This window comes from Nocardia amikacinitolerans NBRC 108937 (genome assembly GCF_001612615.1).
Classification (GTDB): domain Bacteria; phylum Actinomycetota; class Actinomycetes; order Mycobacteriales; family Mycobacteriaceae; genus Nocardia; species Nocardia amikacinitolerans.
This window is the reverse complement of sequence record NZ_BDAU01000004.1, coordinates 111,406-126,819: the sequence shown is the minus strand read 5'-3', so window position 1 is coordinate 126,819 and position 15,414 is coordinate 111,406. Positions and strand designations below refer to the sequence as shown.

Annotated in this window: 16 protein-coding genes, 4 tRNA genes and 1 pseudogene; 11 read left to right on the top strand and 10 right to left on the bottom strand. The window is 67.7% G+C overall.

What is annotated here, in order from left to right:
* Positions 1–3: 3 nt before the first annotated feature.
* The 5 genes and pseudogenes from NAM01S_RS04595 to NAM01S_RS04575 form a co-directional block, all read right to left on the bottom strand.
* A complete protein-coding gene (locus NAM01S_RS04595) occupies positions 4–870 on the bottom strand; it encodes an ABC transporter permease (RefSeq protein ID WP_067779717.1) in 867 nt (288 codons plus the stop codon).
* Positions 870–1,724 carry an MlaE family ABC transporter permease gene (locus NAM01S_RS04590; protein WP_067779714.1) on the bottom strand — a complete coding sequence of 285 codons (855 nt, stop codon included), beginning with the start codon at positions 1,722–1,724 and terminating at the stop codon, positions 870–872. Before NAM01S_RS04590 ends, NAM01S_RS04595 begins: the two co-directional genes overlap by 1 nt.
* Positions 1,721–2,359 carry a TetR/AcrR family transcriptional regulator gene (locus NAM01S_RS04585; RefSeq protein ID WP_084482447.1) on the bottom strand — a complete coding sequence of 213 codons (639 nt, stop codon included), beginning with the start codon at positions 2,357–2,359 and terminating at the stop codon, positions 1,721–1,723. Before NAM01S_RS04585 ends, NAM01S_RS04590 begins: the two co-directional genes overlap by 4 nt.
* A 66-nt stretch (positions 2,360–2,425) precedes the next feature.
* Positions 2,426–2,626, bottom strand: coding sequence for a hypothetical protein (locus NAM01S_RS04580; RefSeq protein ID WP_067779708.1), 201 nt, complete (start codon positions 2,624–2,626; stop codon positions 2,426–2,428).
* Between the two features lie 71 nt (positions 2,627–2,697).
* Positions 2,698–2,859: pseudogene (locus NAM01S_RS04575) on the bottom strand (class I SAM-dependent methyltransferase); the annotation flags it as partial.
* 71 nt (positions 2,860–2,930) lie between these two features.
* Between NAM01S_RS04575 and NAM01S_RS04570 the strand changes: the two are divergent.
* Both NAM01S_RS04570 and NAM01S_RS04565 read left to right on the top strand, forming a co-directional pair.
* Entirely contained in the window at positions 2,931–3,626 is a 696-nt protein-coding gene (locus NAM01S_RS04570; protein WP_067779702.1) for a TetR/AcrR family transcriptional regulator C-terminal domain-containing protein, read from the top strand.
* A 303-nt stretch (positions 3,627–3,929) separates the two neighbouring features.
* The gene (locus NAM01S_RS04565; protein WP_253798293.1) at positions 3,930–5,204 is read left to right on the top strand and encodes an MFS transporter; all 1,275 of its coding nucleotides are present in this window, start codon (positions 3,930–3,932) and stop codon (positions 5,202–5,204) included.
* 321 nt (positions 5,205–5,525) lie between these two features.
* On the opposite strand, the gene NAM01S_RS04560 is transcribed toward NAM01S_RS04565, so the two are convergent.
* Positions 5,526–5,597: transfer RNA gene (locus NAM01S_RS04560), tRNA-Val, on the bottom strand.
* A gap of 508 nt (positions 5,598–6,105) precedes the next feature.
* On the opposite strand from NAM01S_RS04560, the gene NAM01S_RS04555 reads away from it, so the two are divergent.
* From NAM01S_RS04555 to NAM01S_RS04545, 3 genes are all read left to right on the top strand, one after another.
* Positions 6,106–6,178: transfer RNA gene (locus NAM01S_RS04555), tRNA-Gly, on the top strand.
* A 45-nt stretch (positions 6,179–6,223) separates the two neighbouring features.
* Positions 6,224–6,294, top strand: a tRNA-Cys gene (locus NAM01S_RS04550).
* A gap of 1 nt (position 6,295) precedes the next feature.
* Positions 6,296–6,370 (top strand) — tRNA-Val (locus tag NAM01S_RS04545).
* 85 nt (positions 6,371–6,455) lie between these two features.
* Here the strand turns inward: NAM01S_RS04545 and NAM01S_RS04540 are convergent.
* Together NAM01S_RS04540 and NAM01S_RS04535 are read right to left on the bottom strand one after the other, a co-directional pair.
* Complete coding sequence (locus NAM01S_RS04540; protein WP_255284287.1) at positions 6,456–6,791, bottom strand: Scr1 family TA system antitoxin-like transcriptional regulator; 336 nt, start codon at positions 6,789–6,791, stop codon at positions 6,456–6,458.
* 209 nt (positions 6,792–7,000) lie between these two features.
* Positions 7,001–7,294 (bottom strand): hypothetical protein, encoded by a 294-nt coding sequence (locus NAM01S_RS04535; RefSeq protein WP_067779696.1) that lies wholly within the window; start codon positions 7,292–7,294, stop codon positions 7,001–7,003.
* A gap of 153 nt (positions 7,295–7,447) precedes the next feature.
* On the opposite strand from NAM01S_RS04535, the gene NAM01S_RS04530 reads away from it, so the two are divergent.
* The 5 genes from NAM01S_RS04530 (at position 7,448) to NAM01S_RS04510 (ending at position 11,991) form a co-directional block, all read left to right on the top strand.
* Positions 7,448–8,386, top strand: coding sequence for a helix-turn-helix domain-containing protein (locus NAM01S_RS04530; protein ID WP_169810802.1), 939 nt, complete (start codon positions 7,448–7,450; stop codon positions 8,384–8,386).
* Positions 8,387–8,838: 452 nt separating this feature from the next.
* Positions 8,839–10,029 carry a sigma factor-like helix-turn-helix DNA-binding protein gene (locus NAM01S_RS04525; RefSeq protein ID WP_067779693.1) on the top strand — a complete coding sequence of 397 codons (1,191 nt, stop codon included), beginning with the start codon at positions 8,839–8,841 and terminating at the stop codon, positions 10,027–10,029.
* 140 nt (positions 10,030–10,169) lie between these two features.
* A complete protein-coding gene (locus NAM01S_RS04520; RefSeq protein ID WP_067779691.1) occupies positions 10,170–11,072 on the top strand; it encodes an LLM class F420-dependent oxidoreductase in 903 nt (300 codons plus the stop codon).
* A complete protein-coding gene (locus NAM01S_RS04515) occupies positions 11,069–11,392 on the top strand; it encodes a hypothetical protein (protein ID WP_067779688.1) in 324 nt (107 codons plus the stop codon). The genes NAM01S_RS04520 and NAM01S_RS04515 overlap by 4 nt, the downstream gene beginning before the upstream one ends.
* The gene (locus NAM01S_RS04510; RefSeq protein ID WP_067779686.1) at positions 11,389–11,991 is read left to right on the top strand and encodes a Dabb family protein; all 603 of its coding nucleotides are present in this window, start codon (positions 11,389–11,391) and stop codon (positions 11,989–11,991) included. Before NAM01S_RS04515 ends, NAM01S_RS04510 begins: the two co-directional genes overlap by 4 nt.
* A gap of 20 nt (positions 11,992–12,011) precedes the next feature.
* Here the strand turns inward: NAM01S_RS04510 and NAM01S_RS04505 are convergent, their stop codons facing one another.
* Complete coding sequence (locus tag NAM01S_RS04505) at positions 12,012–12,968, bottom strand: hypothetical protein (RefSeq protein WP_253790558.1); 957 nt, start codon at positions 12,966–12,968, stop codon at positions 12,012–12,014.
* 369 nt (positions 12,969–13,337) lie between these two features.
* Here NAM01S_RS04505 and NAM01S_RS04500 point away from each other — a divergent pair, with 369 nt between their 5' ends.
* The gene (locus NAM01S_RS04500) at positions 13,338–14,450 is read left to right on the top strand and encodes a hypothetical protein (protein WP_067779684.1); all 1,113 of its coding nucleotides are present in this window, start codon (positions 13,338–13,340) and stop codon (positions 14,448–14,450) included.
* Here the strand turns inward: NAM01S_RS04500 and NAM01S_RS04495 are convergent, their stop codons facing one another.
* Positions 14,451–15,356: a LysR family transcriptional regulator gene (locus NAM01S_RS04495; protein WP_067779682.1), complete on the bottom strand. Its 906-nt coding sequence runs from the start codon at positions 15,354–15,356 to the stop codon at positions 14,451–14,453.
* Positions 15,357–15,414 lie beyond the last annotated feature (58 nt).

Here is a 15,414-nt window from a genome sequence, read left to right as displayed (position 1 = left end):
TCGCTACCCCGTAAACGTGATCGTCGCGCTGAAACCCCAGATGATCAGGCTCAGCAGCATGTCCAATGTGATGATCGCGACGAAGCTCGCGCGCACCGCCCGGCCCGACGCGATGCCGACGCCTTCGGGCCCGCCGGTCGCGAAATACCCCTGATAGCAATGGATCAGGATCACCGCGACGCCGAAGACCAGCACCTTCAATACGGCGGCGGCGATGTCGGGACCGCTGACGAATTGGCTGAAATAGTGCTCGTAGACCCCTGAGGCCTGACCGTGGATGCCGACGACGACCAGTGCGCAGGACATATAGCTGAGGATCAGGGTGATCAGGAAGGTCGGCACGATCGCGACCACGCCGGCGATAACCCGCGTCGTCACCACGAACGGAATCGAGCGCAACCCAAGGCATTCGATCGCGTCGATTTCCTCCGAGATGCGCATGGACCCGATCTCCGCGGTCATCCGGCACCCGGCCTGGGCCGCGAATCCGATCGCCGCGATGATCGGCGCGAGCTCTCGGGTGTTGGCGAACGAGGAGACGATCCCGGTCAGCGGGCCCAATCCGACCATGTTCAACGTGCCATAGGACTGGATGCCCACGGCTGCGCCGAGCACCATACCCAGCACGATCAGCATCGGCACGGTGCCGCCGCCGACGATCAGTGCCCCTCTCCCCCAGGTCGTTTCGCTGATCGCGCGCAGCGTCTGGGCGCGATAGTGTTTGAGTGCCAAGGGGATCGCCGACAGGACCTGCCAACAGAACGACAGCATGAACCCGATCGAGTCGATCGGCAGCAACAGTCGTCGTCGACCCCGGACCGCCCGATATGCCCAGCGCAGGCCGCGCGGCGCGTACGGCGTCGCGGTCATCACGCCATCCTCGTCGGGGCGAACATCTGGACCAGCTGGCTGACAACGAGATTGACGACGAGGACCGACATCACCGAGAGCACGACCGAGGCATTCACGCCGTCGGCCACGCCGCGGGGTCCGCCCTTGGCTTCCAGGCCGCGCTGGCAGCCGATGATCGCCACGATGAAGCCGAACAGGATCGCCTCCAGTAGCGAGATCCCCACATCGGTGACCGTGGTGAAGGAACCGAAAGTGGCCCAGTAACTTCCGGAGGTCACGCCCTGCGCGCCGATCGCGACGAAGTATCCCGCGGCCACGCCGGTGAAGATGATCAGGATGTTCAGCAGTGGCGCGACCAGCACCATCGCGACGATGCGCGGCACCACCAGCCGACGGATGGGGCTGACGCCCATGACCCGCAGCGCGTCCACCTCTTCGCGGATGGTGCGGGCGCCCAGGTCTGCTGCGATCGCCGCGGCGCCGGCGCCGCCGAGCAGCAGTCCCGTCGCGATCGGGGCGCCCTGCTTGATGACCCCGAGCCCGCTCGCCGCCCCCAGCAGTGAGTCGCCGCCCAATTCCCGGATCATGTTGCCGATCTGGACCGAGACGATCACCCCGAACGGCACGGCCATCAGGATCGCGGGTAAGGCCGTGACGGTAACGATGTACCACGCTTGGTACAGCATTTCGCGCCATTGGAAGCGCCCGCGCACCAGATCGCCGAGTCCCTGCCCCACCGACTCGATGGCGAGGTCGACCGTCCGTCCCCAGGTGCGTACGCCGCCGACGACGGTGTCGGAGAAGTTCGCGCGAACGATCTGCACAACGGAGGAATCACGCTGTGCGCCAGAGGCATTGGGTGGTACAGTCACAACATTCGATCTTTCGTTCGGGCCGGGCCGGGCGGGTGTCCCAGCGCGTACAGCACCTGCTGGGCCAGGGTCTCGATCCACTCCGTCGTCACCGCGGCGGGATTGCGGCGTGAGGTTCGCAGGAGCGCCAAGACGACTTCGCCCAGGAGATCCAGGGTGGCTTCGACATCGTGGACGTGGAAGCAGCCCGCCGAGATCCCCGCCTGGACGCCGAACGACAGGCGCGAGCGGATGTCGGCGTGCTCGAGCACGTGATATCGCGCGTCCACGACAATCGCGGCGGTGCCGGGATCGGCGAGACCGATCACCACGAGTGCACGGATCTGCGCCCGGACGTACTCGGCGGGCTCGTCCTTGCCCGCGACAGCGTCGTCCAGGATGTCGGCGAGTTCCTCGACCACCTCGGCTACAACCACGGCGAACAACTCGTCCTTGCCCGTGAAGTGGTTGTAGAAGGATCCGGTCGAGACACCGGCATCGCGCGCCAAGTCGGCGATACCTAGGCGCGCGAGCCCGCCGCTCCCGAGGGCCCGTCGTGCCGATTGGATCAAAGCCGCCCGGGTGCGCAGGGCGCGCTGCGCCCGAGCATTCATCGCGTCGACGTCCGGCGCATCCACGGCAGCGTGTCCATCCATAATGGGCTACAGTGTGTCCGTAATCACTGCCGTCGTCAAGCTATTTCAGCAACATTGTTGCCGTTATTATTGGCCCTGCTCGGAGCCCCCGGTTCGTCGGGAAGCGGAGAATTCGTCGATCAACGGCCGAAGTGTTGCTTCGATGTCGAGCGTCGGGTCGAGCACAGCAGCCGAACGCAGCGCCGAGGCCGCCAGTTGCATCAGGCATTCGACGACGACGCCGACATCGAACGGTTCGTCGTTCTGTGGCCCTCGATGGTCCGCCATCAGCCGGCCTCGATCTTGCGGGGCGAGCAGCGCTGCGGTCAGGAAGGGGAAACCGAGAATCGGACCCAGCGCGAAGGCGGCAGGTGATGAAACGACATAGAGAACACCACGTAGCTGTCGTCCGGGGCATCGATGGCGGTCGCGTCGACGACCTGGGTGCGCACCCGAGGAGGCGCACCCAGCTCTCCGGCGGCGATGTTGGCGACCGAGGTGGGGTCCAGGTCGCTCACCGTCGGCCACATTCGGCTACGCCGTAACCGCGTGCTGTTCCCGCGACGGCGTCGCCGTCGGCGAGAATGTAGGCATGGGAAGCAGCACCGAACCCGAAACCGGCACGCGCCCGGCGCGTCGCTCGCCAGGTCGTCCGCGCGTGCCGTTCGACAAAATCGTCGCCACCGCCGTGCAACTCGTCGACGAGGAAGGCGCGGCGGCCTTGTCGATGCGCACTCTCGCCCAGCGGCTCGACACCGGAACGGCGGTGCTCTATCGAGCCGTCACCGGCCGTGCCGAGCTCGTCGGTTTCGTGGTCGACTGGGTCTTCGGAGAGGTCGATCTGAATGTCGACGCGACCGACGGCGACTGGCAACAAGCCAGCCGGACGGCGGCGCAGGCCATCTTCGACACACTCAGCCGGCATCGCGGCATCGCACCGCTGCTCATCGAACAGGTCCCCACCGGACCCAATGTGCTCGCTTTGCGTGAGCGCTTCCTCACCATGCTGCTCGACGCCGGTTTCGCGCCCGAAGCGGCCGCGCGCACCTACGCCATGCTGGCCCGGTATGTTGTCGGGTTCGCCGCGCAGCTGCACGACCCCACCGCTCCCGACCCGGAGCCCGCGCGCCTCACCGCGCTCTTCCACCAGCTCGATCCCGCCGACTTCCCCTCCACCATCGCCGTCGCCGATTGCCTGCCCATGCAAAGGCTGGAGGACGAGTTCCGCTTCGGCTTGGACATGATCATCGACGGGCTCGCGTCGCACCACGACACCGCAGCGGAGTAATTCAGCCGCCGCCGGGGAAATCGAGGCGGGGGCATCGCGCAGCGCAGTGCGGACAGGTCGCAATTCGATCGCTGGACCGCGCCGTCCGGGCGAATCAGCGCCGCAGTAACACCAACAGCTTCCGGCTTACCGGCCGACTGCACCGCCCCCCGAGATGAGCAAGGTGCTGTTGCACAACGGGCTCGCCCTGACCACATCCGACAGCCCGGCCCGACTTCGACAGTCCCAGCATTACATAATATCGGTCACACTGTTGCCGATAAATGTTGACGGAGTGTCCGCCCATCCAACACTGTTACCAGCATGAGAACCCTGCAGGCGCCCGAGGCGCGTATCGAAGACGCGGCCACCACCGCGAAAGATGCCTCGGCGATCAAGGCGATGCTGCCGGTATGTCTCGCCTTCGCGGTCGTCATGCTCGGGACAACTCTGCCGACTCCGATGTACACCCTGTACGCGGCCGAACTCGGATTCGGCATCGACACCTCCGCCATGATCTTCGCGACTTACGCCGCGGGTGTCATTGCGGCGCTGATTCTGTTCGGCCGATGGTCAGACTTCCTCGGACGCCGGCCGCTGTTGCTCGCAGGTCTGGCCTGTTCCGCAGCCAGCTCATCGGTGTTCCTCACCGCAGAGTCGGTGGCGCAATTACTACTCGGGCGCGGGCTGTCCGGGTTGTCGGCGGGATTGTTCACCGGGACCGCGACCGCCATGATCGCCGAGGCCGCACCGTCGTCTTGGAAGACACGGGCCGTGGTCGTGGCAGGCGTGACCAATATCGGCGGGCTGGGCATCGGACCGATACTGTCAGGCGCACTGGTGCAATACGGTCCGTGGCCCCTGCGCGTTGTTTTCGCCGTCCATCTGGCGCTACTCGGCTTGGCCGTCCTGGCGATCGGACGAACAGCGGAAACCGTTGCGCCACAACCGCATAGCCGCCTCACCGTACAGCGGCTATCGGTCCCGCCCGGCACGGGCCTCGCCTTCCTGCGGGCCGCATTGGCAGCTTTCGCCGGCTTCTGCGTGATCGGCCTGTTCGCCTCGGTCGTGCCGACATTTCTCACTCAGTCGTTGCAGGTGCACAACAAGCTCATCGCCGGAGTATTGGTCTCCACGGTTTTCGCCGCGTCGGCCGGCGCCCAGATCGCGAGCCGGGGCTGGCCCGTAACGGCGGCGCTGATCCTGGGTTGTGCGGGCTTGACCCTGAGCGCGCTGCTCATCGGGGTAGCCCTGACTATCGGGTCGGTGCCCGCACTGATCGCGGCAGCAGCGGTCGGCGGCGCCGGACAGGGCGTTAGCTTCACCAAGGGCCTCGGCGCGCTGGTGCGGACGGCCCCGGCATCACGACGCGGCGAGATCGCGTCCAGCTATTTCTTGGTCGCCTATCTCGCAATCTCCATCCCCGTTGTCGGGGTGGGGTTGGCCGCCCGACATTGGAGCCTGTCTCGCATCGGCCTGGTGTTCGGAACGCTCGTCGCGGTCGTGGCGATGCTGTCGCTGTTGGGTACGGTCCTGGCCGATCGTTTCCCTACCCGGCCCACGCGCCGACCGAATAGCGGCCGCTATCGAAAGTACTGAACCGTACTTTCCAGAAACTATCCGTTGATCTGCACGCCGACGGCGTCTCGACCACATATGGCACCTGGGCACGGCATATCAACAGGGTCAGCTCAGTCCGCTTTCAGTTTGCTGCACAAAACGGCACCCGCAGATGAACGACAGGCAAGGACAGCCAGGTGATCGCCGCCCTCAGCGGCTAACGCCAGGGACCGGTGTGCGCAAACGAGATCAAGTCACCGACTGCGACACAACAACAGAGCGTGAGGGGACTTCTTGCACGTTAGTTGCACGCAGGTCAGCGTCGAATTCTGGAAATCGCGCTGACCTGCAAATAGTGAGTGGTCCCAGCTGGGATCGAACCAGCGACCTTCCGCGTGTGAGGCGGACGCTCTCCCGCTGAGCTATGAGACCGAACTCTCCGTTCGAGCGGCGACTTCGTGCCGTCCGAACGAGATGGAACATTAGCACGCTCTACCGGTCAGCCACCAAATCGCCATCTGAGTGGCACCGATTCGCCGCGACCGGGTTCGCGGCTTCGCGTCGGTTTGCGAGAGCGGCGGCGCCACCCTCCCCGAGCCACCCGGGCGACACCCGACTTCGCGGGCTCGAACGGTGCCGCCCCGAAGCCACCCGAGTGGTAGCCCGACCCAACTCCGCGCGGCGCCCGGACCCCGACCGATGGGTCCGGCCCCGAGCCGACGAGTCCGCCCCAGCGGTACCTCGGTTCGAGAGCAATCCGGAGCGACTCGCCGCCGCACGAGCCTCCCCAGTCCCCCACACCCCATCGGCCGCACGAGCCACACTCGCAACTTCACCGTTTCCGGCCGTTCTACCAGCGGATTTGTGCCTTTCACCGGGCGTCGGCTAATGTTCTGTCTCGCACCACGGAGGCCGGAACGATAGCCCCCGAGATGCAAATGCGGATGTAGCGCAGCTGGTAGCGCATCACCTTGCCAAGGTGAGGGTCGCGGGTTCGAATCCCGTCATCCGCTCGAGAGGTAGGGCCAGGCAGTGTAAACAGCCTTCCCCCTTTGCGCGGTGGAGTGGCCGAGTGGTGAGGCAACGGCCTGCAAAGCCGTGCACACGGGTTCGATTCCCGTCTCCACCTCGCGCGATTAGCTCAGCGGGAGAGCGCTTCCCTGACACGGAAGAGGTCACTGGTTCAATCCCAGTATCGCGCACCACCGTCTCACCAGGTCAGGCCCCCTTTCGAGGGGGCCTTTCTTGTCCTCGTGAACTGAACACGGACCGACGAGCAGCCTGTTCCCCCTACGATGCGCCGCCGCGCCGACGCAGTTCGGTCTCGATCAGGTCCCGAGCGGCAGGGCCGTGGACGGCTTTTTCCGTGAGTGCGCGAGGCGGTGCCATCAGTTCCAGAATGTGGCGTGGCTGCTCGACCATCACCGTGTCGTCGCCGACTGTGGTCTCGAGTGCCTGCTCTCCGGCCAGGAGATAGAACCGGTGCCGACCGTGGTGGAGCACCCGTTGCCGTTCCATCCGCGCGGCTACCGCCTGGTCGAGGTCGCGACTGGTGTTGAGGAATGCCATTCCCGCCGCCATGAGCGCCCGCGCGTAAGCCGGGGTCTGCAATAGGCCGTGAAGCACCTATGTCACGATGCCTCGCCGACTCCTAGCCGAACTCTTCCGGATGCCCCAAGATCTATTTCTGTACGGCCGGGCCGGATGCGCGCACACGCGGAATCCGTTGCTGTCGTGTCTCCTTCAGTCGTCGTAGTCGGACGGCCAGAAGATCGCGGCGACGACAACGGCCAGCGGTAGCGCTGTCACGAAGACGAGTCCGGCTTGCGTTGCGCTCATCGGAGGCCCCCGCCGAGTGCGGGCCAGCGGCCGAACGACGCACGGGGCGCGGCGCATTCGACGTCGGCAACCGACATCAACCGGTCCAGCGTCACCGCGTCGACGTGCGCCGAAGACGGCAAAAGGACGACGTCGGCTCCCGAGGATTCGACCTGTTCGACCAGACCGAGCACGGACGCTGGGTCCGCCCACCGCAGCGGGTAACCCAACCGCCGCGCCAACCGACGCACCTGCGCGCGATCCCATTCCGTTGTCGGCGAGCACGGGTCTATCCATCCGAGCGCGTCCATTCCCTGCCCTTCGTCCCCAGCCGTGGTGGGCACCCACCGCCGAGGACCAGCATCGACCCGGCGGCGGGGCTGAAATCGACGCTATGGGTGGACGGTTGGGAGTCCTACGGTTTCGCCGTCCACATGCGTCTACAGGCCCGTTACGCTGAAGTGGTGGAAACCGGGGCACTCTTGCGCGCTGCCCGTGAGGCTGCGGGCATTTCCCTGCGCGGGATGGCGGAACGGACCTTCTACAGCAAGGCGTACTTGTCCCTGATCGAGACCGGACAACGCCCGGTGCCCACCGGGGTGACCGCCGCCTACGAGAGGGTGCTGGGGACGACGGACCTGGGCCGTCTCACTGCCGCAACGAGATCGGCCGCGAGCGTGGACGCCAGCGCCTTGGCCGACGTCGCCGCAATGCTCTCGGCTACCCGGCGGATCGAGGACGCGACCGGTGCGCTGGCGGTACTTCCGGCCGTGCGCGGAATGTCAGCCATGACCGAGCAGTTCGCCCGTGAGGCGCGGACAGCGCGGACGGAGGCGGTGGCGCTCGCCTCCGAAGTCACGCAGTACCGGGGTTGGCTCGAACACGCGGTAGGGGCGGACACCGCTGCGCGGCGAAGCCTTTCTACGGCAGTGGATCTGGCGGCGGAGTCCCGCGACCCGGACCGGCTCGTCCATAGCCTCGGCTTCGCCGGATACGTGGCTTGGAGTGCGACAGGAGACTACGGCGAAGTGATCGGCCTATCGGACGCCGCGCTGGCTGTCCGTGGCGCGCATCCCGTGCTGATCGCCTACGCACGGATGCGGCGGGCCGAACTGCTGGCCGCGCGCGGGGAGACGCAGGAAGCCCGGCGCGCCCTGGCCGACGCGGACTCGGCGACCGAAGCAGCGCACGGCGTCGAACCGCTGGAAGCAATGTACTGGTGGACTCCCGGATTCGGTGCGGTACAGCGCGGTGGCGTTCTGGCTCTGCTGGGGGACACGAGCCGTGCGATCGAGGAAGCCACGGACGGCCTGGCGGAGATGCCTGTAGAGCACCGTCGCACCGAATGGCTGGCATCCGCGCTCCGCCGAGTCGACCCGGACATGTGCGCGGTCAGCGGGTAGGGACGGTGCGCGCGTATGCGCGATGCCCTCCTGGCCGAGAATAGTCCGACCGTCCTCGAACTCGAGGCAGGCAGCACATCTATCGCAGCAGTAATGAAAGCCCTTCGCGTCGCCCGGTCGCCGTCGTTGTCGGAGGCGCGTTCGCTGGCCGACAAAGCTCTCGAGACCGGTCTCGAGGGAACACTTGTCGAAATGCAGGTGATAGCGCGACTGCTCCGCCGGTCGGGGGCGAGTGTGAGCCTTCGAGGACGCCGAGGAGGTAGTACCGCCGTCTGAACGACCCCGCTCAGCGGCGGTTCTAGTGCCCCTTCGGAGAGAGCGCGGCGCCCCGTGTGTAGGCGCGTAGGCCCGCGCGGGCAGCAGGTAGGTTCTCGACACCGCGCTGCCGGTTGTAGAACGGCAGCGGTCTCGTAGGGCCCAGATTGTCGGGAGGCCTCGTTAAGCTGCGGGTTGTGGCTGGTGAAGCGGGGTTCGGTGGCGAGGGTGATGTGGCGTTTCCGGATGACATTCGGGGGGAGGTGGTGTTCGGGCTCGAAGAGGTGAATGAAGGGGTGGCGGGGATGGTGGGGGTGGTCGCGGAGCGGCGGAAGCGGGATGCGGAGATTGTGGGGTTGCGGTTGGGGGTCGGTGGGGAGGGGCCGGAGACGTTGGCGCGGATCGGGGCTCGGTTCGATTTGGCGCGGGATCGGGTGCGGCAGTTGCACACTCGGGCGGTCGGGCAGATGTTGCGGGAGGCGGCGCTGAGCCGCGCGGAGGCGGAGGTGTTCGCGGCGCGGTATCCGGTGGATGGGCGGGATTCGGCGCTGGTGCGGGCGCTGCTGGTGGAGACATACGCGACCGACACGGATTTGGCGGCCAACGAGTTGTCGTATCTGAAGCTGCGGCTCGCGGGGCACGCCCCGGAGGACGCGAAACGGATCGCGGGCTACGTCATGCAGCGGATCATGGCGTGGCAGAAGAAGACGAATCGGCAGCTGGCGAAGTTGCGCGACGCCGAACCCGCGGCCGCCGCGGAGGTCGGCGAATGGTCGGCGCGCATCGAGTGGCCTTCGGGCGCGCCCGCCGCGTTGCCGACGAGTTCCGCCCGGACGGTCGACGGTGACGACGACGGTCGCGGACGGTTCTACCTGGACAAGGTGGGCCGCGACGTCGGCTTCGACTCCGCACTCCAGGCCAGGCTGCTGCGCACGCTCAACGGGGCGGACCTCATCGAGACGTTCCAGGAACATCCGGTGGCGGTGCCGTACGACATCGACGGTGCCGAACGGGTCCACTACCCGAGCGTCGCCGCGCGTTTCACCGACGGACGGATCGCGCTGATCGACGTGCAGCCGCTCGGCCACATCGCCTTCCACGTCAACCGCGTCAGGTCCGCGGCCGCCCGAGCCCGCGCGCACGCCGAAGGTTGGGGGTGGCTGGTCTGGACGGGCAGCCGCCTCGGTCTACCCGAGCTGGCTGGTCGCGAGGTGGACGCTCGCCACGAGAAGGGACTCACCGAACTCATCGAACGCGGCCCGGTGCCGTGGCACGAAGTACGGCGGCTGCACCACGAATCCGGACTCGAACTACTCGATTTCGTCGCGCTGGTTCTGCGCAACGAATGGCGTTGGGACCGCGGCCCCTTCCGCCTGACCCGCGCCTGATACCTCGGCGACCACGACCGGTATACAAGCCCCCGGCCATAGCGAGGTGCATCTCGCTCACCGAGACCACTGCTGTGTTGTGACCGCGCCAACACGCCACATTCGTCGTGGGGGCTGGATTCGACACTGGAGGTGGCCGGATGCGACTCGGCATGCTCATGCCGTACCTGGATGGATTGGTGACATCGGGCGGATTCCTCCGGGAGTTCGCCGCCGCGGCGGAGGACTGCGGGCTGGAATCCATCTGGACCGTCGAGCACGTGGTGGTGGCGCAGGATTACGAGCCCCTGTACCCATACTCTCCGGACGGAAAGATGCCCGGCGGTGATCTCGGTGTGCCGATGACCGATCCGCTGGAGACGCTCGCCTTTCTGGCCGGTGCGTCGACCACACTGAAGCTCGGCACCGCCATGGTGGTCGCGCCACTGCACAGTCCCGTGGTGTTGGCCAAGCGGGCGGCGACCCTGGATATCCAGTCCGGCGGCCGGCTGCTGCTCGGTCTCGGAATCGGTTGGCAGAAGGAGGAATACGCGGCCATCGGGGTGCCGTTCGCGGATCGGGGCGCACGGCTCGACGAGTGCGTCGGCGCCATGCGCGCGCTGTGGACCGAATCGCCCGCCGGCTACTCCGGTACGCACGTCTCGTTCGACAAGCAGTTCTGCCTGCCGCAGCCATCGCGACCGGTGCCGATTGTGTTGGGCGGCAACAGTGTTCCGGCAGTGCGCCGGGCGGGCCTGGTGGGTGACGGCTGGTTCCCGTACACCATCACCTCGGACGACTTCGCCCGCGGCGCCGATCGGATTCGCGAAATCGCCACGGCGGAGGGGCGTTCCGAGGATGCGGTGGAAATGACCATCTGGCCCGGCTCCCGCGACTTCACGCGTGAGTTCGACGCCGATTTCGTGCGCCCCTACGTACGCGCGGGTGCGAGCCGAATCGTGCTGACCCCACCCATGTTCGGCGAGGAATCGCTGCTCACCGGTGTGGAACGGCTGGCGGACTACGTCGACCGCTACCGCAACGAGGTGGTGGCGAAGCTGTGAGCACCGTGAACCCGGTTCGCGTCCTCGACCGCGTAGTCCTGCCCGCCGAACGGGCCGAGGACTGGTTGGCCCGCTGGCGCGCCGACTATCTCCCCGGCGCAACCGCCCGTGGCCTGCGCGCGCCCCGCGTCCTACGTGCGTACCACGCCGCTGATTCCATTGCGCTCCAGATCATCTGGGAACTCCCCGGCATCTACGACTTCTACGGCATGCGAGCCCTCGCCGCCGCCGATCCCGACGTGGCGCGCTTCTGGGCCGACACCGATGCCATCGCGATATCCCGCGAGCGCCACATCATGGCGGCAGAGGAGCAGGCATGAAGCGTTGGATAGTCCTGAGCGACCTCCCCCACGACATCGACGCCGACACATGGACATCGGAACTGGCCGCGGCCGCCACCGAACGCACCGGTGTCCGACACTGCTCCGGCGGCGCGGACCAGCCCGGCAGCACCGGCGGCCTCGGCACGACCTGGGACCTGATCGGCGACACCACACCCCGGGAAGCCCTCCCCGAGCTGTTCGACGCGCCGGTGGACGCGGTCTCGCTGACCCGAGTGGCGTCCCACGTCGTGCCCTGCGAGACAGAGCGTCGCATCAAACGAACACTGCTGCTCACCGTGCGCCCGGAAACTCCTGCCAAGCTGATCGCTCGATTCGAATCCGATCTCATGGCCATGCCCACCCACATCCCCGCCATCCGATCGTGGTCCCTGAGCCGAACGGACGGCCCGAGCACCTGGACCCACGCCTGGGAACAGGAATTCGCCGACCCCGTGGGTCTCAACGGCGACTACCTCCTGCACCCGTACCACTGGACCCACGTGGATCGCTGGTTCGACCCGGAAATCCCGGGCTCCATCGTCGAACCCGCCATTGCCCACCTGTACCGCTGGGCAGACGGTCCGGTGCTGACCTGATCCAACGCCCAGCGACGAACTCAGCGCACCACCATCGCCGCGGCGAGGAACGTCACGATCAGCAGCATGGCGCAGTAGGTGATCAGCTGCCAGTGGCTGACGGTCTGTTGGAGGCCCGCGATGGTGGCTCGCAGGGTGTTGTCGACGCGGTGGTGATCGGCGAGTTTGCGGTTCACCTCCGCGAGGGCGTCCGCCTGTTCCTGGGCGTCGTGTTCGGCGCGCTCCAGGCGGGCGGTCAGCTTCATGACCTGTTTCTGCTTGTCACGGACCGATTTCCGGGAGAGCGCGAGCGCGGTGCGTTGATTCATCAACTCCTGCCGCTGCCGGGCGATCACCGCGGCCTGTGTTCTCGTGTGATGCTCCCAGTCGGTCACGGTGGCCCATCCTCCCGTCATCTCGTCGCGGAAACCCCAGACGATCTCACCCGATACCCAGCCGCGCAGGAACTCGCGCAGTTCGAACGGCTCGCGCCGCGGCATCGCGACGGCGCTGTGCTCGGCGTCGAGCATGCCCATGTCGGCGAGGTAATCGCAGGCGGGCGGGGCGAAGTCGGCGATGCCGAGCGCGGGCAGGTGGGCGACCCAGTAACCCGGCTGGCACAGCCACAGCACGCCGTCGCACCCCGCCTCGCGCAGCCGGGCGGTGTGCTCCAGGGCGAGGGTACGGTCCAGCGGCCCGCCGCGCACCTCGATGGCGTAGGTCCGCTCGCCGATCCGCCACAGGATGTCGACGCGGATACCCCCGATGCGCCGATCCACGTCTGCCTCGTCGGCGCCGAAGGCGACCAGCCTGCCGCACAGCCAGTACTTGAGCCGCTGGATATCCCATTGGGCATAAGCGCATCCCGGGCACCGGCAGCTGTACCGGGACCGATCGCTCACCGCGGTGCGAATCTCGTCCGGAACCTCGGCGATGCCCAATTCGGCGAGCACCGCCCGACGCCCGCAAGCCTGCTCCACACGCTGCGTCGTTCTCACGCGATCACTCCCCTGCCCAACACCGCACGGTCTCGCGACCTACTCCATAGATCAAGAGTGCGCCTAACTTTCTCCGCTCGCCAGCCCCCTTTACCCCGCGCTCGGGTGCGCCGCGCCCGTCGCGACGCCGCTCACCAGGCGATGTGTGCTGCGTCACAAGGGTTTTCGCAGCGACATGCGCGAGAAACACCACAGAAATTTCGGTCGATTGATACTTGCCGCCAATTCGGCGACGCGGCAGGGCGCGGCGGATCGCCCGCCCGCCGCCGGGACCGCGACGGCCGTGCTCGCCCCGCGCCGCCAAATGCCTGCGGATAGAATCGCCGGGCCACGCACGGAGTTCGGGCATCGACGGGGAAGAAGGTACGCATGGAGCACGGCCAGCAGAGCGCCGAGTCGGTCGGCGCGATCTTGTCGGGCATCGCGGAGCTCCTGCGCGAGGTGAGCGACAAGCTCGACAACGTCGCCGCCCGGGTGGGCGACGACAACGGCGTCGAGGCGCGCCTGAAGAAGCTGGAGGCCTGGGCCTTCCGCACCGAACAGAACGTTTCGTCGCTGGAAGCCCGGCTCGAGGACGTAGCGTCCGGTGCCGCCGTCGAACGCACCGTGCCGTCCGCCCGCGCCGAGCGCCGCGGGCACGCGGCACGAACCGACGCGCCGCGATCCGAAACCCTACGGTCGGAGAACCTACGGGCCGAGGCTCCGCGCTCCGAGGCCCTGCGTCCCGAAACCGAGCGGTCGGAAGCGCTGCGCGCCGGAGCCACGCGCTCGGAATCGCTGCGCCCGGAAACCATGCGCTCCGAAACCACGCGCTCGGAATCGCTGCGCCCCGAAGCACCACGCCCCGAAACCACGCGCTCGGAGGCACCCCGCCTCGAAGCCCGCCAGGAGACACCGCGCCCCGAAACCTCCCGTGCCGAGCGTCTCCGACCGACGGCGCTCCGCCAGGAAACCGCGCCCGAATCGCCGCGCACCGACAGCTTGGAAGCGGCCGCCGTCGCGGCGCGGGTCGAGCAGCAGCCCGCCGCGACGAACGGGCTGCCGCGCAGAGAGCCCGTCTCCGTCCCGCCCGCGCTACACGATTGGGTCGAACCGAACGTCTCGCGGGGCGCGCCCTACGACGCCGCGCCCGAACCGATCTCGAACGCGCACTCCGAACCCGCGGAGATCGCGCCGCGGACGGAAGCACCGCAGGAACGCCTGGACTACGGCAGTGTCGGCACGCCCGGTGTCGACAGCGCACCGCGTCTGAACGGTCGTTTGGAGGCGCCCACGCTGACCAGCCGCCCCGACGCGAACCTGACCGCACCGCGCGCCGACCGCGAGGAACCGGCCGCCGCGCCGACCCAGCACCGCTCGGCCATCGAGGACAACTCGCACGTCGACAAGTTGCAGGCCATGCTCGACGAACTCAAGCGCAACCCGTCGGGCCCGTTCGGCAGGCCGCTCAGCACACCCCCTGGCGACCTGCCCGCGCAATAGTCACCCGCTCGCGCTCGGCGCGAGCAACCCGCGGATCGATTCCCGCAACCAGCGATGCCCGCTGTCCGCGGTGTTGCGCGGGTGCCACGCCATGCCGATCGTCACCTCCGGTAGCGGCAGCGGAATGTCGAAGGCGCGCAACCCCATCGCCCGCAGTGCGTCGTCGGCCAGCCGGGCGGGCGCCGGGCAGACGAGTTCGCCGGAGCGCACCGCGAGCAGCGCGGTGCTGAGATCGGGGACGATCGCGACCACCCGGCGCGTGCGTCCGTGCAGCGCGAGGCGGTCGTCGATCGGGCCGCGGGCGCGACCGTGTCGCGAGATCGAGAGGTGCGCCGCGGCGGCGTAGGCGGCCACCGTGACCCGCTCGGTGATCAATGGATGATCCGGCGCGGCGACGCCGACGAGGCGGTCTCCGAGCACCCGCTGCACGGTGATCTCGGGATCGCTGCGTTCCAGGACGCCGACCGCGATGTCGGCGCGGCCGTCGCGCAGCGCCGACGAGCCCTCCGCGCCGTCGGCCAGGAAATGCACGGTGACGCCGGGCGCCCGGCGTCGCACGGCGGACAGCAGCGGGGCGGCGAGGTGGGCGCGGACGGTGTCGTCGGCCTGCACGGTGAATCCGCGCCGCAGCCCGGCGGGATCGGCCTCCGTGCGGGTGTCGAGCAGCGCGCGTCCGCGTTCGACCAACGCCGCCACCTCGTACCGCAATTCGAGTGCCCTCGGAGTCGGAACCAGGTTCCGCCCGGAGCGGACGAGCAGCGGATCGTCCAGCACCCCGCGCAGCCGCGCGAGCGTGCGGCTCATGGCGGGAGTCGAGGTGCCCAGGCGTTCGGCGGCTTTGGTGACGCTGTTCGTGTCGAGCAGCGCATCCAGAGCAACCAGCAGATTCAGGTCGAGGGCGTCCACTCGCGGATTATCACAGAAGCAATTCGGACGCGGTCGCGTTGCGCCGGTGACAATCCGC